We start from the raw sequence: 24,987 nt of genomic DNA, 5'->3' as shown, positions 1-24,987 counted from the left end.
GGGCCGTGCGACATTTCGAGTTCACCGTCGACCGGCCCTACGCGAAGTCCGTCAACCAGACGTTCGCCGACATGCGACGCCTGCAGGTGTCGGCGATCGTGGTGGCGCTGCTGTTCGCGGCCGCCGCTGTCGGCCTGATCCTGCTCGCCCACCCCTGGTCGATCATCCTGGGTGCCGTCGTGGCGATTGCCGCGCTGACGTCCGTGTGGGTGGCGTTCTGGGTGCCGAAGAAGGTCGGCAGCATCGAGGACCTGTACGCGAAGAGTCCGCTGGTGCCTGCCGTCGTCTCGGAGGTCCATCCCCGCGCGGTGACCCTGCTGTCGCTTATCGACGTCGCGAAGCCGTCCGCGGGCCACCCGTCGTACGCGCTCGTCACCCGCAACGTTCCGATCCGTACCGGCCAGAAGCAGCGGGTGGGTGACCGGGTGCCGTCCGTCGCCCTGCTGAACGACCGCAGCACCCACAGCCTGTCCGACACCTGGGAGATGGTCAGCCCGATGCCGATCGCGTGGGGCACCCGCGACGCGGCCGTGCGGTCCCGCGCGGAGGTCGCCATCGATCAGGTCGAGTGGGATTTCCTGCAGAGCCGGATCGCCGAGTCGGAGCACATCCGCACCAGCCCCGACCAGCGGGTCGCGGTGTCCGAGCACGACCTTCCGGAGGGCTTGCGCTGACCGGTCGCTAGCCGGGCCAGCCCTCGGCCGGTTGCCGCGGGTCGCCGGCCAGCAGGGCGGCCGCCCACGAATCGCGCCGGATGCCGCGCTGCACCAGTCCGGCGCGCTGGATGCCCTCGAACCGGAAGCCCACCCGTCGGGCGACTGCCGCCGAGTCCCGGTTGCCGACGAACGCACGCCATTCGATGCGTTCGAGCGCCATCCCGTCCGGCCGAAACGCGAAATCGCACACCAGGTTCACCGCGGTCGTCATCAGCCCCCGCGAGCGCGCGGACGGCGACAGCCAGTACCCGATCTCCGCTGCGGTCATATCCCGCGCCATCAGGCCGATCATCCCCAGCACCGGGCCGTTCTCACGATCGCGCAGCGCCCAGGTGGGGCTGCGGTCGGCCCAGCCGGTGGGCACCGTCTGCCGCACGAACTGCTCGGCGTCCGAGCGTGCGTACGGGGCGGGCATCGTCGTCCACTCGGCGATCGACGCCTCGCCGCACGCGGCGCAGATCGCGTCGATGTCGGTGACGACCGGCGGGCTCAGCCACACGGTGTCGGCGGCGAGGGTGACGACGAACATGCCCGCCACTCTATGCCCGGGGAACCGACCTACTCACCGCAGCGCGGGCAGGACCTCCTTCTCGAACAGTTCGATGCCCGAGGTGTCGTAGGCGGCTTCGGGGAAGTAGAAGATGCCGTAGGACATGCCGAGTTCCTTGAGCGCCGACAGTTTCTCGACGATCTGTTCCGGTGTTCCCACGCCGGGCATGCCCCGGAAGGCCCCGAGCGCGCCCTCGGCAGCGTCGGCGCCGACGTGGGGGGTGAGCCGGTCCTTCAGGGTGAGCAACCGCTGCTCGACCTCCGCCTCGGTGGTGCCGATCGCGACGTTGTAGTTGGCCGAGCGGGTGATGGCGTCGAAGTCGGTGCCGACGGTGTCGCAGTGCTTCCGTAGGATCTCGGACTTCTGGGCGAATCCGTCGGGTGTGCCGTCGAAGTTGGTGTATTGCGCGTACTTTGCCGCGATCTTCAGCGTCACCTTCTCGCCGCCACCGGCGATCCACAGCGGAATGCCGCCGTCCTGCAGCGGAAGTGGGCGGACGATGGCGCCGTCGACCTGGTAGTGCTTGCCTTCGAGGGTCGCGGTGCCGTTGGTCCAGGCCTGGCGCATGATCTGCACGCCTTCGTCGAGGCGGCCGAGACGCGTACCGGCGGAGGGGAATCCGTACCCGTATGCCTGCCATTCGTGCTCGTACCAGCCGCCGCCGATGCCCATCTCGATGCGTCCGCCGGAGATGAGGTCGGCGGTGGCGGCGACCTTGGCGAGGTAGGCGGGGTTGCGGTAGCTCATCGCCGTACACATCTGACCGAGACGCACCCGCGACGTGACGGCCGCGAACGCGGACATGAGGGTCCACGCCTCGTGCGTGGCCTCCTCGGTCGGGGCCGGGACGGTGTGGAAGTGGTCGTAGACCCACAGTGAATCCCAGGACGAACCCTGGTCGGCGCGCAACGCGAAGTCGCGCATCACCGACCATTGATCCGCGGGATCGATTCCGACGAGATCCAGACGCCAACCTTGAGGAACGAACAATCCGAAGCGCATGAAACGAATGTACCTATGCTTCCTGTTTTTCGAGCGGTGAAGAATCCGGCTCCGCCGCGGGCAGCGGTGGCCAGGGGGAATAGACCGGGATGAACCGGAACAGGAGTCCGGCGCCGAGCAGCGCCGCTCCCCCGATCGCGGCGACGGCGGCGCCGAGCGGGACCACCGCGGCGAGCGCGCCGACCCCGAACGGTCCGGCGAACATGCCGGTGTCGTGGGTGAGCCGCCACGCTGCGAGGAATTCGGCGCGGGTGGCCGGTGGGGCGATGTCGGCGCCGAGGGTCATGATGACGCCGTTGCCGAGGCCGTTGCCGATTCCCATCACGACGGCGACGATCCCGATCGACCACAGGTCGTGCGAGAACGGCAACGCCAGGTAGGACGCGCCGATCACCAGCAGCGACGGCACCGCGATGAACCTGCGGCCGTAGCGGTCCATGAAATGTCCGGCCGGATACGAGCACAGCAGGTCGACGGCGGCGCCGACACCGAACACGAGGCTGACCTGGGCGGCGTCGAGTCCGAGGTGGGCAGCCCACAGTGGGAGCACCGCCTCCCGGGAGGCGCGGGCCGCGCCCATCATGAGCGATCCGGCTCCGAGTGTGGCCAGCAGTTTCCGGTGGCGACGCAGGATCGACGGCAGCGTCGCGTGCCCTCGTACGGTGGCCGGGTCGCGGCGCGGCGGGTCGGGGACCCGCGACATCAGCCACCCGGACAGCACGACGCCGACGAACTGCACCATGAACCCGCCCCGCGCGCCGACCACCAGGATCACGGCGGCACCGAGCAGCGGGCCGACGAAGAAGCCGAGCCGCCACATCGCCGCGAACGACGACATCGCCCGGGCCCGCAGCCCGATCGGCACGGCATCGGCCAGATAGCTCTGGCGGGCCAGCCCCCACACGGCGTTCGCGAGCCCGGTCAGCAGTGCACCGATACCGAGCATCCAGGGTGTCTGCGCGAGGAGGCAGACCAGCACTCCGGTGGCGCCGACGGCACTGCCGCCGATGATCGACCGCCGCTCCCCGAACCTCGCGACGATCCGGCCCGCGGGCAGGTCGCCGAGGACGGCGCCGAGCCCGACGACCGCGACGATCAGCCCGGACACGGCCACCGACGCACCCAGTTCGCGGGCCGTCAGTGCCATGACCGGGGCTGCGGCGCCCTGTCCGATGCCGAAGATCGCGGCGGGGACGAAGACGGTGGTGACGAGAGGCTTCAGACCGCCGCTCATGCGCTCGCTTCGTCGACCGCGCCCGCGAACCGGTTGTCGACGTCCGCGAGTCCGTAGTGACCGCGCAGGGTGGTCGCCGTGTACTCCGTGCGGAACAGTCCGCGCTGCTGCAGGATCGGGACGACCCGGTCGACGAAGTCGTCGAGTCCGCCGGGCAGGTACGGCGGCATGATGTTGAAACCGTCGGCCGCGCCCTGCTCGAACCAGGTCTGCAGTTCATCCGCCACCTGTTCCGGGGTGCCTGCGAACGTGCGGTGTCCGCGTCCGCCGCCGAGCAGCCCGATCAGCTGCCGGACAGTGAGAGATCCGTCCGCCGCGAGATCCTTCACCAGCTGGTACCGGCTCTTGTTGCCCTGGATCTCGTCGAGCGGGGGCAGCGGCGGCAACGGTGCGTCGAGGGAATGCTTGGTGAGATCGACACCGAGCATCGTGGACAGCTGCCGCAGCGAGTACTCGGGCGAGATCAGATCGGTGAACGACTGCTCGAGCGCCTTCGCCTCCTCCTCGGTGTCGGCGATGAACGGCACGATGCCGGGCAGCACCTTCAGGTCGCCGGCATTGCGGCCGTGTTTCACCACGCGCGCCTTCAGGTCGCGGTAGAACTCCTGCCCCTGCTCGAGGGTGCGCTGCGCGGTGAACACGGCCTCGGCGTACCGCGCCGCGAACTCCTTGCCGCTCTCGGACGATCCGGCCTGCACCAGCAGCGGCCGCCCCTGAGCGGATCTCGGCGAGTTGAGCGGGCCCTTGATCCGGAACCGCGGTCCGTCGTGGTCGATGGTGTGGACCTTGCCGGGGTCGGCGAACACGCCGGTCTCCGGGTCCAGCACCACCGCGCCGTCCTCCCAGCTGTCCCACAGGGCGAGGGTGACGTCGACGAATTCCTCTGCGCGCTCGTATCGTCCGCCGTGCGCGGGGATGCCGTCGACGCCGAAGTTGGCGGCCTCGTCAGCGCCGGCCGAGGTCACGATGTTCCACCCGGCCCGGCCGCTGCTGATGTGGTCGAGCGACGTGAACTTGCGGGCCAGGGTGTACGGGTCGGAGTAGCTCGTCGAGGCCGTAGCGATCAGCCCGACGTGTTCGGTGGCGACGGCGATCGCCGAGAGCAGCGTGACGGGTTCGAAGATCGCCTGCGTGTTGTGCTTGATCCGCGGTCCGACGGCGAGACCGTCGGCGAAGAACACCGAATCGAGCTTGCCGCGCTCCGCGATCCGGCCGAGTTCCTGGAAGTGCGCGACGTCCAGGACGCGGTGCGCCTCGGTGCGGGGGTGGCGCCACGCCGCCTCGTGATGTCCCACGCCCATGAGAAACGCGTTGAGGTGGAACTGGGAATCCTGTGACATGTAGGTTTTCTTTTCCGGTAAGGACTAGACCCGCCAGCGGGACAGCCTGCGTTCGATCAGTACGAGAACGGCGTTGATCGTCAGGCCGAGAACCGAGATGGCGACGATGCCCGCGTACATGTTGGGGATCTGGAAGTTGAACTGGGAGGCCGTGATCAGGTAGCCGAGCCCGGCCTTGGCCCCGACCATCTCGGCGGCGATCAGCACGAGGATGGACGACGCCGCCGCCATCCGGATTCCGGTGAAGATGGTGGGAACGGCGGCGGGCAGGACCACCTTCTGGAACAGGCGCACCGGCGACAGTCCCAGCGAGGACGCCGACTTGATCAGCAGCGGGTCGACGGTGCGGACACCGGAGATCGTGTTCAGCAGGATCGGGAAGGTGCACGCGTAGATCACCAGCGCGATCTTCGACTCTTCACCGATGCCGAGGATCAGGATGAAGACAGGGAGCAGTGCCAGCGCCGCCGTGTTGCGGAACAGTTCCAGGATCGGGTTCAGGAAGTCCGACACGGGCCGGTACCAGGCGATGGCGATGCCCAGCGGGATCGCGATCACGATGGCCACGAAGAAGCCGATCAGCGCGCGGGAGAGGCTGGCGGACACGTGCTGCCACAGCTCACCGCTCTGGAGCAGGTCGAAGAACGCCTCGATCACCGTGCTGAACGGGGGCAGGAACACCTCGTCGACGAGACCGACGCGGGGAGCGATCTCCCACAACGCCAGGAAGGCGACGATCGCGATGGACGGCTTCAGGATCCGCCACGCGAGCGGACCCAGCGCCGCGCCGGCACGTCGGGCGGCACCCGCCTCGGGCGGGGTGGAAGCGGGCGTCGGAGCCGCGGTCCGGGTCGGATCGGCGGCGACGGGAACTTCGGGTGTCGCGAGTGCGCTAGACATGTGCTTCCTCCTTCTCGATTACCTGTGCACGCTCCACTTCGCCGTGCAGCAGCGTCCAGATGCGGTGTCGGTAGTGCCGGAACTGCTCGTTGGACCGGACGTCCTCGCCGCTGCGGTCGATGTCGATGTCCACGAACGTCTTCACCCGGCCGGGGCGTGACGTCAGGACGGCGACCCGCTGCCCGAGGTAGATGGCCTCGTCGATGCCGTGGGTGATGAACAGGATGGTCTTGCCGGTGGCCTTCCAGATGCGCAGCAGTTCGTCCTGCAGCGACTCGCGGGTCTGCGCGTCGAGCGCGGCGAACGGCTCGTCCATCAGCAGCACTTCGGGGTCGAACGCCAGGCTGCGGGCGATCGCGACGCGCTGCTTCATGCCGCCCGACAGCTCGTGCGGGTACCGGTCGCCGAACCCCTTCAGGCCGACGAGTTCGAGGTAGTGCTCGGCGAGTTCGCGCCGTTCCTTCTTGGGCAGCCCCTTGGCCTCGAGCCCGAACTCGATGTTGTGCCGAGCCGTGCGCCACGGCAGGAGGGCGTACTGCTGGAAGACGATTCCGCGGTCCAGACCCGGCCCGGTGACCGGCTTTCCGTCGAGCAGGATCCGGCCCGACGTGGGTTTGCTGAGCCCACCGAGGAGGTCGAGCAGCGTGGACTTTCCGCACCCACTCGGCCCGACGAGGACGAGGAACTCACCGTCCGCGAGATCGATTTCGATGTCTTCGATCGCGGTGAACTTGTCCTTCGTCCCGCGCACGTCGAACTGTTTGGTGACGTGTTCGAGGCGGAGCTTGGGCGTCTGAACCCGGTCGGGGTTCGGAGCGATGGTGCTCATTTCTGTCCTTCCAGTACTTCTCCGTCGGGCCCGCTCTCGGGCTGGAACGTGCCGTTGGCGTACGGGTTGAATTCGTTGGTGTAGAGGTCGGTCGCGGTCAGCTTGCCCTCGTCGAGCTCACCGTTCCGGACAAGCCAGTCGATCCACGTCTGCAGCTCCTTCTCCTGGATCACGGCTCCCGCGACGGGAATTCCGGAGCTGCGCCAGTAGTCGATGGCGTCGTCGCTCTCGTTGCGGCCGCGCTTGTCGATGATGCTCTTCAGCCGTGCGACCACCTCCTCGCGCGGCGTCACCTGGGTCCACCGGATGGCCCGCGCGGTGCCCTGCACGAAGTCCGCGACGGCGTCCTTGTTCTTCGCGAGGAAGTCGTCCCGCACTACGTAGGTGCCGTAGCTGAACGCACCGAACAGGTCCCGGTCCGTGAACAGGGGCCGGATGCCCCCGCGCTCCTGCGCGGTCTCGCGGAAGATGCCGTTGATGGCGGCCACGTCGATCTGCCCTTCCCGCAGGGCGGTCTCGTTGTTCACCGGAGGCACGACGGTCAGCTCCACCTGCTTGATCTCGTCCTGGGTCAGCCCCTGCTGGGCCAGCCACTCCCGGACCAGGAACTCGTGGTGCGCGCCGAGCGTGTTCATCCCGACCTTCTTGCCGATCAGGTCCCGCGCCGAGCGAATGGGGCTGCCATCGAGCACGAAATACCCCGTGTACTCGCCGGCGTCCGCGCCGTAGGAACTCAGCACCGACGTGATCGGTGCCCCCGCGGCGTTGAGCTTGACGACGGCCCCGTTGAAGGCCGAGCCGAACTCGATGTCACCGGTGGCCGCGGACTGGATGTCCTGCGGGCCGCTGGTGGTGTCGCCGACCCATTCGAGCTTGATCTTGTCGTAGTACCCCAGGTCCTCGGCGAGTTCGTGGAATCCGACGTCGCCGGCCCACCCCTGGTAGCGCAGGACCGTCTTTCCGTCCTCGGTGGTGGCGGTATCCGACGAGCCGGCACACCCCGCCACTCCCGAGGCCAGCGTGAACAGTGCTGCGGTCGCCGCGAGTGCGCGCACGGCGCCGCGCCGGAACCGGGAGTGGGACATCGACTTCACTTTCTTCTCGTGGGGACCTGGGGTGAAATTCACTTGGCGGCCAGCGCTTGTCCGTCAGGGCCGCTGTCGGCGGGGTACGTGCCGTTGGCGTACGGGTTGTACTCGTTGGTGTAGACGTCGGCAGGCGTGAGCTTGCCGTCCTCGAGTTCCCCGTTGCGGACGAGCCAGTCGATCCAGGTCTGAATTTCCTTGTCGGTGATCACGCCACCGGGACCGGCGACACCGGGCGACTTCCAATAGTCGACGAGGTCGGTGGACTCGTTGCGGCCGCGCCCCGTGATGATCTCCTTGTACTTCGCGATCACGTCGGCGCGGGGCGTGGTCTGCGTCCAGCGGATGGCGCGGGCCGTGCCCTGCACGAAGTCGGCGACGGCATCCTTGTTCTTCGAGATGAAGTCGTTGCGGAACAGCAGCGAACCGTACGTGAAGGAACCGAAGATCGACTCGTCGGTGAACAGCGGGCGGATGCCGCCGCGTTCGACGGCCTTGTCGCGGAACACGCTTCCGAGCGTTCCGACGTCGATCTGTCCCTGCCGCAGCGCCTGCTCGGTGTTCACCGGCGGCACGACAGTGAGTTCGACCTGCTTGATCTCGTCCGGGGTCAGTCCCTCCCGCGCCAGCCACTCACGCACCAGGAACTCGTGGTGCGCGCCGAGCGTGTTCATGCCGACCTTCTTGCCGATCAGATCCCGCGCCGACGTGATCGGGCTTCCGTCGAGCACGTAGTACCCGTTGAACGTCTCCTTGTCGGAGCCGTAGTAGCCGATGACGGACGTGATCGGAGAATCGGCCGCAGCGAGCTTCAGCACCGCTCCGTTGAACGCCCCACCGAAGTCGGTCTGACCCGTGGCGGCGTTCTGAATGCTCTGCGGCCCACTGGTGGTGTCGCCGATCCAGTTCAGTTCGACCTTCTGGTAGTAGCCCAGGTCGGCAGCGAGTTCCGGGAACGAGACCTGGCCCGTGGTTCCCTCGTACCGCAGCACGGTCTTGCCGTCGGCGGTCGTGGTGGTTTCGGATTTGGAGCAGGCAACGGCGAGACTGGTGAGGGAGAGAAGGGCGGCCGCGGCCGCCAGAGTCCGCGCGAAACGGGGACGAATCATCGAAGGTCTTCCTGGTGTGTGGTGCCCGCGAACGACGAAGCAGCGGGTCGTGCGAGCGCACTCCGGCCTGCCCGGCGGTCGCCGGAAGTGGGTTGGCAGGACGTGCAGACGAAAAAGGGGTGCGGAAAAGCCAGGTCAGCTACGACAGCTGGAACACTGGAACATGGCAGACTCCCTGGACGTGGTGTGGTCGCCACACCATACGTCCGGACCCACCACCAGGGTCAACGGTTACGCACACGACGGATTTTATGTCTGGACCGCACGTAGGATATCGGCATGCCCACCGCGACGCTGGTAGACGAATTCGAGTCCCACCGGCGGCATCTGCTCTCGGTAGCGTACCGGCTGACCGGAAGTGTCAGTGACGCGGAGGACGCCGTGCAGGAGTCGTGGCTGCGACTCGACGACGCGAACGCCGCGACCATCCGCGACCTCGGGTCCTGGCTGACCACGGTGGTCGGGCGGATCTGCCTCGACCGGTTGCGTTCGGCCGCGGTGCGGCGGGAACAGTATGTCGGCCAATGGCTTCCGGAACCGGTCGTCACCGCGCTGTCGCCGTCCGCCGAGCCGGATCCCTTGGAGGCGGTCGTCCGGGACGAGGACAACCGCCTCGCGGCGCTGATCGTGCTCGACTCCCTCACCCCGGCGCAACGGGTCGCGTTCGTGCTGCACGACGGTTTCGGGGTGCCGTTCGACGAGGTGGCGGGGATTCTCGGCATCGAGACGCCCGCGGCGCGCCAGCTCGCGTCGAGAGCCCGCAAGGCGGTTGCCGCAACGACACCCGCCGTTCCCGACGAGGAGCACGCTCTCGCCGTGCAGCGGCTGCTCGAGGCTCTCGCCGGCGGCGACCTCGACGCGGTGGTCGCGGCGCTGCACCCGGATGCCCTCGTCATCGGCGACGCCAACGGCACCACGAGCACCGCCGTCAACGTCATCCGCGGCGCCGACAAATTCGCCCGCTTCTTCCTCGGCCTCGTTCAGCGGTACGGGCCGGAGGTGTTCACCGCCATGGAGCTGGTTCTGGTCAACGGGCAGCTCGGCTATTTCACCGCCGGATTCACCGGAGACGATGCCCACCGCAGCTCGCCTGCGCGAGTGGGTGGGTTCACCGTCCGCGACGGTCTCGTCTACGCGGCGTACGACATCGCCAACCCGGAGAAGTTCGCCGGGATCATGCTCCCGGACCGTCCGTCGTGACCGCGGCATCGTCGGCCCACGGCACCCGGCACGAATCGGTGCCGAAACCCTGCTCGGTGATGCCCAGCGCCGAGTACATCCGGGCGCGCATGTTCTCGATACCGATCTGATAGGACAGTTCGACGACGCCTGCCCGGCCGAAGCGACGCTCGAGGTCCGCCACCTGCTCGTCGGTGACGGTGGTGGGCGTCGCCGTCATCGCGTCGGCGTAGGCGATGGCCGCCCGCTCGTCCTCGCTGTACGCGGGCGAGTCGGCGTAATCGGCGATGTGCTTCAGCCGCTCCACGTCCAGGCCGTCCAGTCGTTGCAGCATCGTGCCGAAGTCCACGCACCACGAACAGCCGATCGTCCACGCCACGCGGAAGACGGCGATCTCCCGCACGTTCGCCGGCAGGACGGTCGACGCCTTCTGCACCGCCATCTCGTGCCGGGCGGAGGCGACGAACAGTTTGCGGTGATGGGCGAGCACGGCGAACGGCTCGGGCACCTCCTCGAACTTGTGGGCAGCATATTTGTAGGCGACCTTCACCAGCGGGCTCGCGTCCGCGGGGGCCACTGCGGGAATGCGGGGCATTGCGTCCTCCATCGTCACCGGGCGCCCTTTGCGCGCCGTCTACAGAGAAGACGAGACAGCCCCGCAGAACGTGACGCGGCCCTGTGCAACCGGCGCCGTCACACCGACTACGCTGCAGTAATGCCCGCAACGCCGCGCAACCGCACCGTCCAGCGCTTGCAGCCGTTCGCGTCCACCATCTTTGCCGAGATGACCGCGCTCGCCGTGCGTCACGACGCGATCAACCTCGGTCAGGGTTTCCCCGACACCGACGGTCCCGCGTCCATGCTCGACACCGCGCGGCAAGCGATCGCGGACGGGCTCAACCAGTACCCACCCGGCCCCGGCATGCCCGTGCTCCGGCAGGCGGTCGCGGCCGACCGCCTGGCCCGGTACGGGCTCGACCACGACCCCGACTCGGAGGTGCTGATCACCGTCGGCGCCACCGAGGCCATCAGCGCCGCCATCCTCGGTCTGGTCGAACCGGGTGAGGAGGTGGTGCTGATCGAGCCGTACTACGACTCCTACGCCGCCTCGGTCGCGCTGGCGGGGGCGGTGCGGCGCAGCGTCCCGCTCGCCCGCGCCGGCACGAAGTTCGTCGTCGACCTCGACGCTCTGAGCGCCGCGATCACGCCGAAGACCCGGATGCTGGTGATCAACACCCCGCACAATCCGACGGGCACCGTGTTCACCCCGGACGAGATCGCCGCGGTCGCGGAACTGGCCTGCGAACACGACCTGCTGGTGCTGAGCGACGAGGTGTACGAACACCTGGTCTTCGACGGCCGGACGCACACCGCCCTGGCCACCCTCCCGGGAATGTACGAGCGCACCGTTTCGGTGTCGAGCGCCGCCAAGACGTTCAACGTCACCGGGTGGAAGATCGGCTGGGCGTGCGGTCCGGCGGAACTGATCGACGCGGTCCGCACCGCGAAGCAGTACATGTCGTTCGTCGGCGGCGGACCGTTCCAGCCCGCGGTGGCACACGCGCTGAGCCACGAGCAGCAGTGGGTGAAGGAACTGCGGGACAGTCTCCAGGCCAAGCGGGACGTCCTGTACGACGCGCTCGTCGCGTCCGGTCTGGAGGTCCATTCGGGCGGCGGCACGTACTACCTGTGCGCCGACATCACCGCGATCGGCGAACGCGACGGCATCGACTTCTGCCGCACACTCCCGGAGCGCATCGGTGTGGCCGCGGTGCCGGTCAGTGTGTTCACCGACCATCCGGAGCCGTGGAACCCGCTGGTGCGGTTCGCTTTCTGCAAACAGGATCACGTGCTCGAGGAGGCCGCGCGGCGGCTACGGACCCTCGGGGAGCCCGGATCGTGACTGCCCGCACCATCCCCGCCGACTTCGTGCGGCGGGCGCTCGACCTGTCGGCGCGCAGTGGGGCCGACCTCTCCCCCGCGCTGTCGGCGGCGGGAATCACGACGGCGTCGCTGGGGGATCCGCTGGCCCGGTTGACGCCGGCCCAGGTCACGGCGTTCACGCAGGCCGTCTGGCAGATCACGGGCGACGAATTGTTCGGCCTCGGCCCGGCACCGGTCCCCCGCGGCACGTTCCGGCTCGTGTGCCTCGCCCTGATCCACACCGCGGACCTGTCCGCCGCCCTCGAGCGGATGGCCGACATTCTCCGCGCACTGCCGTCCCTGCCGCCGTTGCACATCGGCCCCGGTGCCCACGGCGGCACCCGAATGACCATCGACATCCGCCCGGTGGCGGCCGAACGGTCCGCCGAGGAGGTGCAGTTGTCGCTCGAGGCGACGCGCGTCACCACGGACTTCCTGCTGATCCTGCTCCACCGGTTCGCGGCGTGGCTCGTGGGCAAGAGGGTCCGGTTGCTGGCGGTGGAACTGCCGTATCCGGCGCCGCTGCCGCAGCTCGCCGAGAACTACGATCACATCTTCGGTGTCCCCGTGACGTTCGATTCCGACATTCCCGCAGTCGAATTCGACAATGCGGTGATGCGGGCGCCCATCATCCAGACCGAGGAGACGCTCGAGGAGTATCTGCGGGAGTCGCCGACGCTGCTGATGTCGGAGCGCGACTACGACAGCACGGCGTCCGCGCAGGTACGCCGGGTTCTCGAGCACGGCATGAAGGGCCGCACCTCGACGGCCGAGGACATCGCTGAGATGTTGTCGATCAGTGTCCCCCATCTGCGCCGGCTGCTCCGGCAGGAGGGGACGTCACTGAACCAGTTGCGGGAGGAAGTGCTCCGCGACGCCGCCGTCGCCGGGCTCCGGCGCGGCGAGACCGTGGACGACCTGTCGGCGCGGCTCGGTTTCTCCGAGCCCAGCGCGTTCCGTCGCGCCTTCAAGCGCTGGACCGGCAGCACGCCGAGTTCCTACCGCTGAGTGGCCGGCGCGTCAGCTGACGCAGAACTCGTTGCCCTCCGGGTCGGTCATCGTGACCCACTCGCTCGGCCCCTGACGGCCCCGGTGGAGCACGGTGGCACCGGCCTGCTCCAGCTTCTCGGCGACCTCGTAGCGGGCGTCTCCGACCCTGATGTCCAGGTGCAGCCGGTTCTTCACCGTCTTCCGTTCGGGAACCAGCTGGAACAGCACGCGGGGGCGCTCGGGGTGTTCCGGGTCGCGGATGGCCTGGCCCTCCCTCCAGACCAGGACACCCTCGAATTCGATGGTGTCGGACTCCTGCGCGTGGCCGGCCTGCACGAGCCCGCGGATGAACTCCTCATCGCTCGGCTCCACCTCCCAGCCGAGCGTCTGAGCCCACCATTTGGCCAGGGTATGCGGGTTCTCCGAGTCCACTGTGACTTGAAATTCATATCCCATGGCCCGACGGTACAGCGGAGCACCGACAGGTTCCGGTACGTCGGCCTTCAGGGTTTGACCAGGATCCGGATGGGATCTCCCTCGTGGTTCGCGAGCTTTTCGATGCCCAGTATCTAGACACTACGTCAACAGTTGAGAGCCCGACCGCGACGAGACGGCCTCCGACCGTCAGAAAGTCGAGTGCCTGCTCGAACGTCACCTTCAGTCCGGCCGCGTCGAACGCGACGTCCAGCATCCGGCCGCCCGTCGCCTCGGCGACCTTCTCCTTCAGGTCCTCGTCCCGGGAGTCGAACGCGTAATCGGCCCCGAGTTCCAGGGCGCGTTCCCGCACAGCGGGATTGATGTCGAACGCGATCACGGGGACGGCGCCGACCAGACGCGCCAGCTGCACGATGTGGGTGCCGACCCCGCCCACGCCCCACACGCCGACTGTCTCCCCGACCACCACCTTGCCGGTGCGCACGACCGCACCGAACGGCGTCGACACCGCGTCGGCGAGGATGGCCGCCTGCTCGAACGGAACGTTGTCCGGGATGCGGGTCAGTCCCCCGGCCTGCGCGACTGTGCACTCGGCCCACGCGCCGTCGTAGGCGAACGCCATGAGCTGGATGTTCAGGCAGTTCGTGAGGTCTCCGCGGCGGCAGTTGCGGCACGCGAAGCAGGGCCTGCCCGCGGACGGCACGACGCGGTCACCCTCTGACCAGCCGGTCACTCCGGCACCGACTTTCGCGATGGTGCCCGACGCCTCGTGGCCCTGGGTCACCTCGGGCAGCAGCGCCGGGAACGTGCCGTCGATCAGACTGAGGTCGGAGTGGCAGATGCCGCAGAACTCCACCTTGACGAGCACGTCACCGGGGCCGGGCTCCGGAATCGGAATCGGAACATCCTCCACAGCAATTATTTTCGTGTCGGCGTGGAATCGCTGCGCCTGCATGGTCCCGGCCATCGCTCGCCCCTTCGTCGTCGTTGCCTCGACGGTACCCGCGAAGAATGCCCGGGTGTGCATGATTCGGGCCACCCGGGCCGCGGCCGGCTCAGACGACCGCGGGCCGGGCCCGGTCCAGCGCGAGGTGGACGGCGAGACCGCCGAGGACGCTTCCCATCACGAACTTCTGCGCCCGCAGCCACGCCGGGCGTCCCGACAGGAATGTCGCGACAGTTCCTGCGACGCAGACGATCAGCGTGTTCACGGTGAGCGCGACCACGATCTGCACACTGCCCAGCAGCAGGCTCTGCAACCAGACCGGCCCGGCGCCGGGGTGCACGAACTGCGGGATCAGCGCCAGGTACATCACCGCGATCTTCGGATTGAGCAGATTCGTCGTGAGACCCATCAGGAACAGCCGGGCGGACGAATCCCGCGGCAGGACGCGTGACGGAGCGAACGGCGCATGACCGCCGGGCCGCAACGCCTGCCACGCCAGCCATCCCAGGTAGCACGCGCCCGCCAGCTTCAGTGCGGTGTACGCCTGCGGGACGGCGGAGAATACCGCCGAAATGCCCAGTGCCGCAGCGGCGAGATAGCACAGGAACCCGAGAGCGACACCGGCCAGCGAGACCAGACCCGCCGCCCTGCCCTGAGTGATGCTGCGCGAGACCAGATATAGCATGTTGGGTCCCGGCGTGAGAACCATGCCGAGCGCGATCGCCGCCACCCCGAGTACCGCCACCGAATCGATCATGTTTGTGACGATCCCACCGCGGCGACGCGCCGTCGCGGTCCAGTCCAGCCTCGGTGGACCTGTGTCCGGGTTGCATTCGTCGACGACCAGTGAGAACGTCGGAAGAGTAAAGCGTTGTCCAATCCGAAAGGGTGAAACACGAGTTATGCGTACGGCCGTAGCCGACAACTACCCCACGAGGGACCGCAACGAGTGCACGATGACCGTCCGTCAGGATCCGGTCACCTGGTTCGACCCGAAACGGGGTGATGCCCGGTCCGGTCCGCTCACAGCGAGTCAGATTGCCGACTACGACGCCCGCGGATATCACTCCGCCGACGCGATCATCCCGCCGCGCGACGTGTTCGACCTGGTCGACGAGATGACCCGCCTCGCCGAGACCGACACGTTGCGCGGCGACGACCGCATCGTGCGGGAGAACGGCAACGGCGCCGTCCGGTCCGTGTTCGACGTCCACCGTCTCAGCGACGTCGTAGACGAGATCGTCCGCCGCCCCGAGGTGGTGGGTATCGCCCGGCAGATCCTCGGTTCGGACGTCTACGTCCACCAGTCGCGGCTCAACTTCAAACCGGGTTTCACCGGCGGCCCGTTCTACTGGCACTCCGACTTCGAGACGTGGCACGCCGAGGACGGGATGCCTGCGCCGCGCGCCGCGAGCATCTCGATCGCGCTGACCGAGAACTACGGGCACAACGGCGGGCTGATGATCATGCCCGGATCGCACCGCGCGTTCGTCTCGTGCGCCGGCGAGACCCCCGAGGACTACTTCAAGGAATCGCTGGTCAGCTACGTTCCGCCCACCGGGTCGCCGGATCAGCCGACGCTCACCCGGATGGCCAACGAGTACGGCATCGACACGATGACCGGGCCCGCGGGTTCGGTCACCGTCTTCGATTCGAACTGCATGCACGGTTCGAACGGCAACATCACACCGTTCGCGCGGTCCAACCTCTTCATCGTGTTCAACAGTGTCGAAAACACTCTGACGGATCCGTTCTCGGCGCCCGCACCGCGCCCCGGCTACCTCGCCGGCCGGGATTTCACGCCCCTGCGGTAACGAGGACAACGACGTACCGCGGCCCCGCTCCCTGACGTCGGAGCGGGGCCGCGGTGTTCTCGATACGGCAGAACCCGTAGCCTTCGCGGCGCCCTGCGTGCGACGATGACTTGGCACGGTTCGACCGCCCGGCCCCGGGCGCCGGCCGAACCTTCATCTCCCGGAACGGGGAATGATGTTTGCCTACATCGCGCGTACCGTCGTCGCACACCCGTGGCGAGTCATCGCGGCCTGGGTGGTCGCCGCAATAGCGGTCATTCTGTTCGCACCCAGCCTCGACGATTACACCACCGGTAACCAGCAGACGTTCCTGCCCAGTTCATTCGAGTCCTCCGAGGCGCAGGCCGTCGGCAACCAGTACTTCCCCAGCCTGTCGGGCGCAACCGGCAGCCTGGTGGTCGTCCGCGCCGACGCCGCGCCGCTGTCACCCGCCGACCAGCAGACCGCACTGAATCTGGCTACCTCGCTGCAGAATTCGGCGATCCCGGGAGTCGTGAGCGTGCAGGGGTCGCCTGCGTCGCTGTCCGCCGACGGGAAGGCCGCCGCACTGCAGGTGGTGTTCGCCGGGCAACCCGGCGACGACCAGGTCAACGAAGCCGTCCCGGTCGTCCGGAACGACGCCGAGCAGCAACTGAGCGGCACCGGACTGGTAAGCGGGCTCACCGGCAACGCGGCCATCCAGGTCGACACCACCGCCGCCTACGACAACGCCGACAAGGTCATCACGATCGCCACGGTGATCGTCATCCTCACGCTGCTCGGACTGATCTTCCGCAGCCCCGTCATCGCGGTCCTGCCGGTCCTCGTGATCGGCGTCGTGCTGGCGGTGGTCACCGGGCTGACCGCCGTGCTCGCCGATCTGTTCGACTTCCAGGTCAGCACGTCGCTGCAATCGATCCTCGTGGTGGTCCTCTTCGGTGTCGGCACCGACTACATCGTCTTCCTGCTGTTCCGGTATCGCGAGCGACTCCGGCAGCAGGCCGCGGCAGGCTCTACCGCCGACACGCACCGGGAGGCGCTCGTGTTCTCCACCGACGTCGTCGGACGCGTCGTCGCGTCGTCGGCGCTCACGGTCATCGTCGCGTTCGCCGCGCTGCTGCTGGCGAAACTCGGTTCCCTCACCACGCTCGCCCCGGGGCTCATCGTCGCGGTGGCCGCCATGCTGGTGACGGCGCTGACGCTCATTCCCGCCGTGTTCACCGTGCTGGGCCGCCACCTGTTCTGGCCGCTCGGCCCCGGGCACGACAGCCCCCACACACCGTTCGCCTCGATCGGCGCCGCGATCGGACGCCGTCCGGCCGTGTTCGCCGTCGTGATCGGCGTCGCGCTGATCGCGCTCGCCTCGTTCGCGTCCGGCTACAAGTCGACGTACAACACGCTCGGCGAACTGCCCGCCGACACGCCGTCCCAGCAGGCGTTCGACACCCTCGGCAAGTCGTTCCCCGCGGGTGCGCTGAGCCCCACCCAGGTGTACGTCGTGGCTCCTGGACCGCTTGATCCCGCGGCGCTGACCCCGCTCGTCACTGCCCTCACACAAGTGCAGGGCGTGTCCTCCGTCGCGCCGCCGCGACCGAGCCAGGACGGTCGCGCCGCGCTCGTCAACGTCGTGCTCGCCGACGACCCCTATTCGAACGTATCCCTCGATCTCGTCGAGGGCCCGATCCGCGACGCGGCCCACGGTGCCGTCCCCGGATCGGAAGTCGTTGTGGGAGGGCAGACGTCCACGTTCGTCGACGTCCGCGCCCAACTCGCGGCGGATACCCGCAGGGTGTTCCCCGTCGCCGCCGTCGCGATCGCACTGATCCTCGCCGTGCTCCTGCTCGCCGTCCTCGCCCCGCTCAACCTGCTGGTGTGCGTGGCCCTCACGTTCGTCGCCACCCTCGGCGCCGTGGTGCTCGTGTTCCTGCACGGCCTCGGCTACGACGGGATCGACTTCTCCATTCCGATCGTGCTCTACCTGTTCGTCGTCGCGATCGGCACCGACTACAACATCCTGCTCGCGTCTCGTCTGCGCGAGGAATTCCGCAATGGGTACGCGCCTCGCGATGCGGCACGGATCGCCGTCGCCAACGACGCCCCGACCGTCGCCGCGGCCGGTCTGATCCTGGCGCTGACGTTCGCCTCCCTGACCCTCACCGGACTGGCCAACCTCGCCGAACTCGGCTTCGGGGTCGCGATCGGTGTCGCCATCGCCGCCTTCGCCATGGCCCCGATGCTCGTGCCGAGCCTGTCGGCACTCGAAGGTCGCGCCTTCTGGTGGCCGAGCAGGCAGAAGGCAGTCGTGGACACCGGCGACGACCGCGAGCCTGCGGTGCCGCGGTAGCCGCTGCCGCCGGAAAATATGGGAACATACGTTCGATCTCTGGTGTAGCATGGCCGAATGACCTCCGCGGATGCGCGGTATGCGCTCCAGGCTTCGCTGTTCGACGATGCGTCGTTCGGTGTGGAGCTGGGCGAACTCGGGCCGACGGTGCAGCGCCGCACGCTGACGGCGGGGGCGTGGGTCGACGTGCGACCGGGGTGGATGACCGGCTCCGACGATCTGTTCACGACGCTCGCGGAGACGGTGCCGTGGAATGCGGAGCGGCGCCAGATGTACGACCGCGTGGTGGACGTGCCGCGGCTCGTCCGGTTCTACCGAGAGGACGAGCCGCTCCCCGACCCCCTACTCGTCTCTGCGCGAGACGCCCTGAGCAGGCATTACCGGCCCGAACTCGGCGAGGAGTTCGCCACGTCCGGACTGTGCTTCTACCGCGACGGGGCGGACAGCGTCGCCTGGCACGGCGACGACACCGGTCGCAGCCGAACCGAGGACACGATGGTCGCCATCCTGTCGCTCGGCGCCTCGCGTCCGCTGCTGCTGCGTCCGCGCGGCGGCGGGCACTCGATCCGGTACTCCCTCGGCCACGGTGACCTGCTGGTGATGGGTGGTTCCTGCCAGCGCACCTGGGAGCATTGCGTACCGAAGAGTGCCCGCCCGCTCGGACCGCGCATCAGCGTGCAATTCCGCACGAGAGGCGTGCGGTGATCACTTCCGGCGTGCGGCGACTGCCTGGGCGAGACGGTCCAACTGTGCCGCCGTGGTGTTCCAGTCGATGCAGGCGTCGGTGATGGACTGGCCGTACGTGAGCTCCTCGGACTTTCCGAGGGTGAGGTCCTGGCGTCCGGCCTCGATGAAGCTCTCCACCATCACACCGACGATCCCCTTCTCGCCTGCCTCGAGACGGGCGGCGATGTCGTCCAGCACGTCTACCTGCTTCTCGTGGTTCTTGCTGCTGTTGCCGTGGCTGGCGTCGATGACGACGCGTTCCGGCAGACCGGACTTGTTCAGCCGGGCGAGGGTGTCCGCGACCGTCTCGGCGTCGTAGTTCGGTCCGTCGCTGCCGCCGCGGAGGATGACGTGGCAGTCGGGGTTGCCCATGGTGCGGATCAGCGCGGCCTGCCCGTCGAGGTCGGTGCCGGGGAACACGTGGCTCGCCGCGGCGGCGCGGGTGCCGTCCACGGCCACCTGCACGTCGCCTTCCGTCGAGTTCTTGATTCCGACGGGCATCGACAGCGCGCTGCACAGTTGCCGGTGCACCTGGCTGGCGGCGGTGCGGGCACCGATTGCGCCATAGGTGACGAGGTCGGCGATGTACTGCGGCATGATCGGGTCGAGGAATTCGCAGCCGACCGGCAGTCCGAGCGAGGACACGTCGAGCAGCAGCTTGCGGCCCATGCGGATCCCGGTGTCGATGTCGAACGTGCCGTCCAGGTGGGGGTCGTTGAGCAGACCCTTCCAGCCCAGCGTGGTGCGCGGCTTCTCGAAGTAGACCCGCATCACGATGTGCAGGTCGTCGCGCAGTTCCTCGGCCTTGGCGGCGAGCCGGCGGGCGTAGTCCATGGCGGCGACGGGATCGTGCACGGAGCACGGGCCGACCACGACGAGCAGACGGTCGTCGTCGCCGTTCAGCACGTTCACCGTGTCGGCGCGGCCCGAGCGGACGGTCGCGGATGCGACGTCGTCGGGGGCGTGTTCGCGGCGCACGACGGACGGCGCCACCAGCGGGCTGATGCTCACGGTGCGCTGGGCGTCCAGGCGATCACTGCTGGTCGTGGTGTCGAGAGTGACAGTCATGGGTTCGGGTTCCTGTTCTCAGGCCGGCCCTCGAAGACTGTGGAGATTCCCGCGAGCCGGTCTGTAATCCGGCTCTGGGGTGGAGGAGGTCAGCGCGTGGTTACGCCGACCGGCCCACCCGGGGCCGGCCTGCTAAACCAGAAATATGCGCGCTGCATGACGGCCACAGTAACGGCTGACCCGGATCGGCGCCACACCTACCCCCCTCCCCTGACATTTGTCACGGTGAGGTCGTGACGGACGTGTGAGGGTCGCCGGCCGCCCGGATCGCACGCTGAATGCATGACATCGACAGAACCCCGCACCTCCGCGCAGGCGTCCGCATCGCCTGTTCCGGCAGTCAGCCTGCGCGGCGTCCACAAGCATTTCGGTGACGTTCACGCCGTCCGCGGGCTGGACCTCGAGATCCGGCCCGGTGAGATCGTCGCGTTCCTCGGCCCGAACGGCGCGGGCAAGACCACCACCGTCGACATGGTCCTCGGACTGTCCCGCCCCACTGCCGGCGAGGTGTCCGTCTTCGGCACGGATCCGCGCACCGCGATCGCGAAGGGCCTCGTGTCCGCGGTCATGCAGACGGGCGGCCTGCTGAAGGAACTGACGGTCGAGGAGACCGTCCGGCTCACCGCGAGCCTGTTCGCCGACACCCGGCCCGTCGACGAGGTCCTCACCCGGGCCGGCATCGCCGATCTCGGAAACCGGTTGGTGGGCAAATGCTCCGGCGGGCAGCAGCAGCGACTGCGGTTCGCGATGGCACTGCTGTCCGATCCGGAACTGCTGATCCTCGACGAGCCGACCACCGGCATGGACGTCGAGGGCAGGCGGGACTTCTGGTCGGCGATCCGCGCCGACGCGGACAGCGGCCGGACGGTCGTCTTCGCGACGCACTACCTCGAGGAAGCCGACGCGTACGCCGACCGGATCGTGCTGGTGCGCAAGGGAAAAGTCGTCGCCGACGGCACCGCGGCCGAGGTGAAGGCGCTGGCCGCGGGACGCACCGTCCGCGCCCACTTCCCGGGCGCTGACCGGGAACAGCTGTTCGCGATTCCCGGCGCCGACAGCATCGAGGTGCGCGGCGACAGCGTCCTGATCCACTCGACGGACACCGACGCCGTGGCCCGCCATCTGCTCACCCGGACACCCGCCACCGACCTCGAAATCGTCTCCCGGGGCCTCGAAGACGCGTTCATCGCGCTCACCTCCGACGACTCCGCCACGGAAGGACCGACCTCGTGACCACCCTCGCCGCCCACCGCCGCGTTCCCCCGCTCGGCGGGCTCAACGCCACCCTCCTCGGACTCGAACTGCGTCGCCTGCTGCGCAATCGGCGCACGATGATCATCACCCTCGTGATGCCGGTCGTGTTCTTCCTCATCTTCGGGCTGAACCCGAGCTATTCGGGGGAGAGCGCGGGCAACGGGAACGTCTCGGCGTACGTGATGATCAGCATGGCGCTGTACGGCGCGATGATCGCGACGACGAGCGGCGGCGCGATGGTGTCGGTGGAGCGTGCGTCCGGGTGGAGTCGGCAGTTGCGGCTCACCCCGTTGTCCCCGGGGGTCTACATCCTCGTCAAGGTGCTGGTCGCGATGACGCTCGGGCTCGCGGCCGTCGGCGTCGTCTATCTCGTGGGCGCGTTCACGTCCGTCCACATGGACACGTCCCTGTGGTTCACGACGGCCCTGATCACGTGGCTGGGCTCCGCGGTGTTCGCGGCCTTCGGCCTGTTCATGGGATACCTGCTGCCCAGCGAGAACGTCATGCAGATCCTCGGCCCCGGGCTCGCCGTGCTCGGCTTCGCGGGCGGCCTGTTCATGCCGCTACAGGACGGCTCCGTCTGGGCGTCGATCGCACAGTTCATGCCCACGTACGGGCTCAGCCAACTCGTGCACGCACCGCTCACCGGCGACGCGATGCAGTGGACGTGGGTCCTGAACGTCGCGGTGTGGCTGGCGATCTTCGTCGGCGGCGCTGTGTGGCGGTTCCAGCGCGACACCGAGCGAGTGTGACGGCGGTATCGTGACTTCCGTGACCACCCCCGACGGCCCCGTCGTGACCAGACGATGGGGCCGTTTCGGATTCATCTTCGCCGCCGCGTGGACGGTGTTCCTGTTCCAGCCGTTCCTCGACGGCTGGGCCGACCGCGGTCACGTCCGCGGCTGGATCGGGATGATCGCCACGCTCGCGTTCGCGGTGACGTACCTCGCGATGTTCCGGTGGTCGCATACCCGGCGCGCGCACAACGAGTTTCGGCCGCCGCTGAACCAGGCGGTGCCGCTCGTGGTGGCGTTGTTCGGGCTCGCGGCCGTCATGGTGGTCGCCGTCGGGTCGTCGGGGCTGTCCGCCGCCGTCTACCTCGCGGTCTCCGCGGTCATGCTGTTCCCCGCCTGGCTGGGCGGGATCACTGCTCTGACCGTCGCAGCTCTCGTGGAGGTGATCTCCGCGGTAATGGACTGGGGGTCGGGCACCGGGCTCTCGCTGGGCGTGTGCGCGGCGGCGTTCGCGATGTTCGGGGTGACCAAGCTGATCAACCGCAACATCGAACTGGTCCGGGAACGGGAGGAGAGCGAACGGCTCGCGGTGCAGGAGGAACGCACCCGGATGGCCCGCGACCTCCACGACATCCTCGGGCACTCCCTCACCGTCATCACCGTCAAGGCCGAACTCGCGGGCCGGCTCCTCGACATCGACCTGGACCGGGCCCGCACGGAAGTGGCGGACCTGGAACGTCTTTCCCGCGATGCCCTCGCGGACGTCCGGCAGGCCGTGCAGGGAATCCGGGGACTGTCGCTGCCGATGGAGATCGCCCGGGCCGGGGAGGCGTTGCGGGCGGCCGGGATCGAGGCCGAGCTACCGGGCAGCACCGAGTCGGTACCCACCGGGTTGCGCGAGCTGTTCGCATGGACCGTCCGCGAAGGTGTCACGAACGTGGTCCGGCACAGCGGCGCGACGCACTGCGCGGTCACGGTGGGCGAACGCGACGTCACCGTCGTCGACAATGGTTCCGGCTGCGGCGAATTCGCCCACGGCAACGGGCTCGTCGGCCTGCGGGAGCGCGCCGCCGCGGCCGGAGCACGGGTCGTCATCACCCACCCGCAACCCGGAGGATTCTCGTTGCACGTGCTGAAAAAGGAGGTCCCGTGACGATCCGGCTGCTGCTCGCCGACGACCAGGCACTCGTCCGCGGCGCCCTCGCCGCCCTGCTCGACCTCGAACCGGACCTGACGGTGGTCGCGGAGGTCGGGCGCGGCGACGAGGTGGTCGCCGCGGCCCGCGAGCACTCCCCCGACGTCGCGCTCCTCGACGTCGAGATGCCCGGCCTCGACGGGATCGCCGCCGCTGCGGCACTGCGCGCCGAGGTGCCGCAGACCCGCGTCCTGATCGTGACGACGTTCGGCCGTCCCGGCTACCTGCGCAGGGCCCTGCAGGCGGGGGCGTCGGGATTCGTCGTGAAGGACACCCCGGCCCGGCAACTCGCCGACGCCGTGCGCCGGGTCCACGCGGGACTGCGCGTCGTCGATCCCACCCTCGCCGCCGACAGCCTCGTCAGCGGGGAATCGCCGCTCACCGACCGGGAGACCGACGTGCTGCGGGCGGCGCGGGACGGTGCGCCGGTCGCCTCCATCGCGGCCGCACTGTTCCTCTCCGCTGGGACGGTGCGCAACCATCTGTCGTCGGCGATCGGCAAGACCGGCGCCAGCACCCGCGCCGAGGCCGTCCGTGCGGCGGAGTCCCACGGCTGGCTGTAGGCGGCTCCGCCGCCCGTGAGTGGTTAGGGAGTCCCTGGACTCGTCAGCCACTCACGGGGCCGGAGGCCCTGGTCTGCGACGGATTCTCACCGAACCGCCGGCGGTAGGACGCCGCGAACAGGCCGAGGTTGACGTATCCCCACGCACCGGCGATCGAGGCGACGGTCTCCCCGGGAGGTGCGGTGAGCAGTTCCTCCCGGATGCCCCGAAGCCGCTGCTCACGCACGTACCCGGCAGGCGTGGTGTCCAGGTATTTCCGGAACGATCCGGACAGGGTGCGGACGCTGACCCCCACCGCGTCGGCAATGTCGGAGGCCGTCGGCAGTTCGCGGGCGCACTCCCGGATGTACTGGACCGCGTGTCGCACGTAGCCCGGCGCCGCCGGGCCGGTGGTCCTGTCGGGGTCGACTCCCGCGCGCGCCGCCCACTCGGTGAGCAGGTGGCCGACGAGCAACTCCTGCAGGTTGAGCCCGATGCGCCCGTTCGTGGCGTGCGCCGGTAACTCCCCCGTCGTCCGCATCGCGTACCCGAGCAGCGCCTGCCAGCCGGACCCACCGCCCCCGATGGCGCATTTACGTTGCCAGAGAACGTCTCCCGGATCGAATCCCCACCAGCGCACCGCCGTGTCGGCGAGCACCCGGTGCGGAATCGTGAGATTGAGTTGCACGTGGTCCGGGGAGAATTCGACGAGGTAGTCGACTCGGCTGCAGTCGGCGACGAACGTGTCCCCGGCCGGTGTGTCCGCGGTGGCGTCATGGTCGACGTGGTGCCGGGCGTTCCCGCGGATGGTCGTGAGGACGAGCGCGTTTCCGGCGTCGGGCGAGAAGTCGCCGACCGAGACGGGGATTCCGTAGGAGAACCGGGTGACCGTGATGTCGCCGATCTTCGTGGAATACATGCTCGACCTCGGCGCCAGCCCGACCCCGAGCGGACGCACGACATAGGGCATGTAGACGCGGTCGGACCAGTGCCGGATCTCGTCCCAGTCGTCCGACGTCCTGCGCTCGGCAGCCGGTGGTCGTCCCACCGCAAACGGATCCAGCGCGACCATGCGTCGAGTATCCCACCCTGC

At 68.6% G+C, this 24,987-nt stretch carries 25 protein-coding genes; 11 read left to right on the top strand and 14 right to left on the bottom strand.

All coding sequences use genetic code 11. The features are described 5' to 3' along the window. Nucleotides 1-5: 5 nt before the first annotated feature. Nucleotides 6-674 (top strand): DUF3239 domain-containing protein, encoded by a 669-nt coding sequence (locus I1A62_RS34970; RefSeq protein ID WP_124392673.1) that lies wholly within the window; start codon nucleotides 6-8, stop codon nucleotides 672-674. Between the two features lie 7 nt (nucleotides 675-681). Here the strand turns inward: I1A62_RS34970 and I1A62_RS34965 are convergent, their stop codons facing one another. From I1A62_RS34965 to I1A62_RS34930, 8 genes are read right to left on the bottom strand one after another with little or no spacing between them, the layout of a single operon-like run. Further along, nucleotides 682-1,245, bottom strand: a complete 564-nt coding sequence (locus I1A62_RS34965; RefSeq protein WP_219456834.1) for a GNAT family N-acetyltransferase — start codon at nucleotides 1,243-1,245, stop codon at nucleotides 682-684. Between the two features lie 33 nt (nucleotides 1,246-1,278). Next, nucleotides 1,279-2,268 (bottom strand): LLM class F420-dependent oxidoreductase, encoded by a 990-nt coding sequence (locus tag I1A62_RS34960; RefSeq protein ID WP_124392671.1) that lies wholly within the window; start codon nucleotides 2,266-2,268, stop codon nucleotides 1,279-1,281. A 13-nt stretch (nucleotides 2,269-2,281) separates the two neighbouring features. Next, a complete protein-coding gene (locus tag I1A62_RS34955; protein ID WP_124392670.1) occupies nucleotides 2,282-3,502 on the bottom strand; it encodes an MFS transporter in 1,221 nt (406 codons plus the stop codon). Continuing rightward, nucleotides 3,499-4,842: an LLM class flavin-dependent oxidoreductase gene (locus I1A62_RS34950; protein ID WP_219456832.1), complete on the bottom strand. Its 1,344-nt coding sequence runs from the start codon at nucleotides 4,840-4,842 to the stop codon at nucleotides 3,499-3,501. The genes I1A62_RS34955 and I1A62_RS34950 overlap by 4 nt, the downstream gene beginning before the upstream one ends. Nucleotides 4,843-4,866: 24 nt before the next feature. Further along, the gene (locus I1A62_RS34945; protein WP_124392668.1) at nucleotides 4,867-5,742 is read right to left on the bottom strand and encodes an ABC transporter permease; all 876 of its coding nucleotides are present in this window, start codon (nucleotides 5,740-5,742) and stop codon (nucleotides 4,867-4,869) included. Then, entirely contained in the window at nucleotides 5,735-6,571 is an 837-nt protein-coding gene (locus I1A62_RS34940; RefSeq protein WP_219456831.1) for an ABC transporter ATP-binding protein, read from the bottom strand. Before I1A62_RS34940 ends, I1A62_RS34945 begins: the two co-directional genes overlap by 8 nt. After that, nucleotides 6,568-7,656 (bottom strand): ABC transporter substrate-binding protein, encoded by a 1,089-nt coding sequence (locus I1A62_RS34935; protein WP_219456829.1) that lies wholly within the window; start codon nucleotides 7,654-7,656, stop codon nucleotides 6,568-6,570. Before I1A62_RS34935 ends, I1A62_RS34940 begins: the two co-directional genes overlap by 4 nt. A 38-nt stretch (nucleotides 7,657-7,694) precedes the next feature. After that, nucleotides 7,695-8,765, bottom strand: coding sequence for an ABC transporter substrate-binding protein (locus I1A62_RS34930; RefSeq protein ID WP_124392665.1), 1,071 nt, complete (start codon nucleotides 8,763-8,765; stop codon nucleotides 7,695-7,697). A 279-nt stretch (nucleotides 8,766-9,044) separates the two neighbouring features. Here I1A62_RS34930 and I1A62_RS34925 point away from each other — a divergent pair, with 279 nt between their 5' ends. Beyond that, complete coding sequence (locus tag I1A62_RS34925; protein WP_219456828.1) at nucleotides 9,045-9,965, top strand: sigma-70 family RNA polymerase sigma factor; 921 nt, start codon at nucleotides 9,045-9,047, stop codon at nucleotides 9,963-9,965. On the opposite strand, the gene I1A62_RS34920 is transcribed toward I1A62_RS34925, so the two are convergent. After that, the gene (locus tag I1A62_RS34920; RefSeq protein WP_219456827.1) at nucleotides 9,940-10,539 is read right to left on the bottom strand and encodes a carboxymuconolactone decarboxylase family protein; all 600 of its coding nucleotides are present in this window, start codon (nucleotides 10,537-10,539) and stop codon (nucleotides 9,940-9,942) included. The genes I1A62_RS34925 and I1A62_RS34920 overlap by 26 nt on opposite strands. Nucleotides 10,540-10,659: 120 nt before the next feature. On the opposite strand from I1A62_RS34920, the gene I1A62_RS34915 reads away from it, so the two are divergent. Continuing rightward, nucleotides 10,660-11,847, top strand: coding sequence for a pyridoxal phosphate-dependent aminotransferase (locus I1A62_RS34915; RefSeq protein ID WP_219456826.1), 1,188 nt, complete (start codon nucleotides 10,660-10,662; stop codon nucleotides 11,845-11,847). Continuing rightward, complete coding sequence (locus tag I1A62_RS34910) at nucleotides 11,844-12,875, top strand: AraC family transcriptional regulator (protein WP_219456825.1); 1,032 nt, start codon at nucleotides 11,844-11,846, stop codon at nucleotides 12,873-12,875. The genes I1A62_RS34915 and I1A62_RS34910 overlap by 4 nt, the downstream gene beginning before the upstream one ends. A gap of 12 nt (nucleotides 12,876-12,887) precedes the next feature. Here the strand turns inward: I1A62_RS34910 and I1A62_RS34905 are convergent, their stop codons facing one another. The 3 genes from I1A62_RS34905 to I1A62_RS34895 form a co-directional block, all read right to left on the bottom strand. After that, nucleotides 12,888-13,313: a VOC family protein gene (locus tag I1A62_RS34905; RefSeq protein ID WP_124392660.1), complete on the bottom strand. Its 426-nt coding sequence runs from the start codon at nucleotides 13,311-13,313 to the stop codon at nucleotides 12,888-12,890. After that, complete coding sequence (locus tag I1A62_RS34900) at nucleotides 13,303-14,259, bottom strand: zinc-binding dehydrogenase (RefSeq protein WP_219461595.1); 957 nt, start codon at nucleotides 14,257-14,259, stop codon at nucleotides 13,303-13,305. Before I1A62_RS34900 ends, I1A62_RS34905 begins: the two co-directional genes overlap by 11 nt. 88 nt (nucleotides 14,260-14,347) lie before the next feature. Further along, nucleotides 14,348-14,995: a LysE family translocator gene (locus I1A62_RS34895; RefSeq protein ID WP_219456824.1), complete on the bottom strand. Its 648-nt coding sequence runs from the start codon at nucleotides 14,993-14,995 to the stop codon at nucleotides 14,348-14,350. 145 nt (nucleotides 14,996-15,140) lie between these two features. On the opposite strand from I1A62_RS34895, the gene thpD reads away from it, so the two are divergent. The 3 genes from thpD (at nucleotide 15,141) to I1A62_RS34880 (ending at nucleotide 19,080) form a co-directional block, all read left to right on the top strand. Next, on the top strand, nucleotides 15,141-16,052 hold the full coding sequence (gene thpD, locus I1A62_RS34890) for an ectoine hydroxylase (RefSeq protein ID WP_219456823.1): 912 nt from the start codon (nucleotides 15,141-15,143) through the stop codon (nucleotides 16,050-16,052). 172 nt (nucleotides 16,053-16,224) lie between these two features. Then, the gene (locus I1A62_RS34885; RefSeq protein ID WP_124392657.1) at nucleotides 16,225-18,375 is read left to right on the top strand and encodes an MMPL family transporter; all 2,151 of its coding nucleotides are present in this window, start codon (nucleotides 16,225-16,227) and stop codon (nucleotides 18,373-18,375) included. Nucleotides 18,376-18,432: 57 nt separating this feature from the next. Beyond that, nucleotides 18,433-19,080 carry an alpha-ketoglutarate-dependent dioxygenase AlkB gene (locus I1A62_RS34880; protein WP_124392656.1) on the top strand — a complete coding sequence of 216 codons (648 nt, stop codon included), beginning with the start codon at nucleotides 18,433-18,435 and terminating at the stop codon, nucleotides 19,078-19,080. Here the strand turns inward: I1A62_RS34880 and I1A62_RS34875 are convergent, their stop codons facing one another. Then, a complete protein-coding gene (locus I1A62_RS34875) occupies nucleotides 19,081-20,169 on the bottom strand; it encodes a 3-deoxy-7-phosphoheptulonate synthase (RefSeq protein WP_124392655.1) in 1,089 nt (362 codons plus the stop codon). 282 nt (nucleotides 20,170-20,451) lie between these two features. Here I1A62_RS34875 and I1A62_RS34870 point away from each other — a divergent pair, with 282 nt between their 5' ends. The 4 genes from I1A62_RS34870 to I1A62_RS34855 are packed head-to-tail and all read left to right on the top strand — an operon-like array spanning nucleotide 20,452 to nucleotide 23,915. Beyond that, complete coding sequence (locus I1A62_RS34870; RefSeq protein WP_124392654.1) at nucleotides 20,452-21,402, top strand: ABC transporter ATP-binding protein; 951 nt, start codon at nucleotides 20,452-20,454, stop codon at nucleotides 21,400-21,402. Continuing rightward, nucleotides 21,399-22,175 carry an ABC transporter permease gene (locus tag I1A62_RS34865; RefSeq protein ID WP_219456822.1) on the top strand — a complete coding sequence of 259 codons (777 nt, stop codon included), beginning with the start codon at nucleotides 21,399-21,401 and terminating at the stop codon, nucleotides 22,173-22,175. Before I1A62_RS34870 ends, I1A62_RS34865 begins: the two co-directional genes overlap by 4 nt. A gap of 19 nt (nucleotides 22,176-22,194) precedes the next feature. Then, complete coding sequence (locus I1A62_RS34860) at nucleotides 22,195-23,310, top strand: sensor histidine kinase (protein WP_225858145.1); 1,116 nt, start codon at nucleotides 22,195-22,197, stop codon at nucleotides 23,308-23,310. Further along, the gene (locus tag I1A62_RS34855; RefSeq protein WP_124392651.1) at nucleotides 23,307-23,915 is read left to right on the top strand and encodes a response regulator transcription factor; all 609 of its coding nucleotides are present in this window, start codon (nucleotides 23,307-23,309) and stop codon (nucleotides 23,913-23,915) included. Before I1A62_RS34860 ends, I1A62_RS34855 begins: the two co-directional genes overlap by 4 nt. Before the next feature lie 43 nt (nucleotides 23,916-23,958). Here the strand turns inward: I1A62_RS34855 and I1A62_RS34850 are convergent, their stop codons facing one another. Further along, nucleotides 23,959-24,966, bottom strand: coding sequence for an AraC family transcriptional regulator (locus I1A62_RS34850; protein WP_124392650.1), 1,008 nt, complete (start codon nucleotides 24,964-24,966; stop codon nucleotides 23,959-23,961). Nucleotides 24,967-24,987: the final 21 nt, after the last annotated feature.

It is taken from the genome of Rhodococcus sp. USK10 (assembly GCF_019378875.1).
GTDB classification, from domain to species: domain Bacteria; phylum Actinomycetota; class Actinomycetes; order Mycobacteriales; family Mycobacteriaceae; genus Rhodococcus_F; species Rhodococcus_F pseudokoreensis.
Note: the sequence above shows the minus strand (reverse complement) of the source record. Positions and strands in the feature narration are given on the sequence as shown.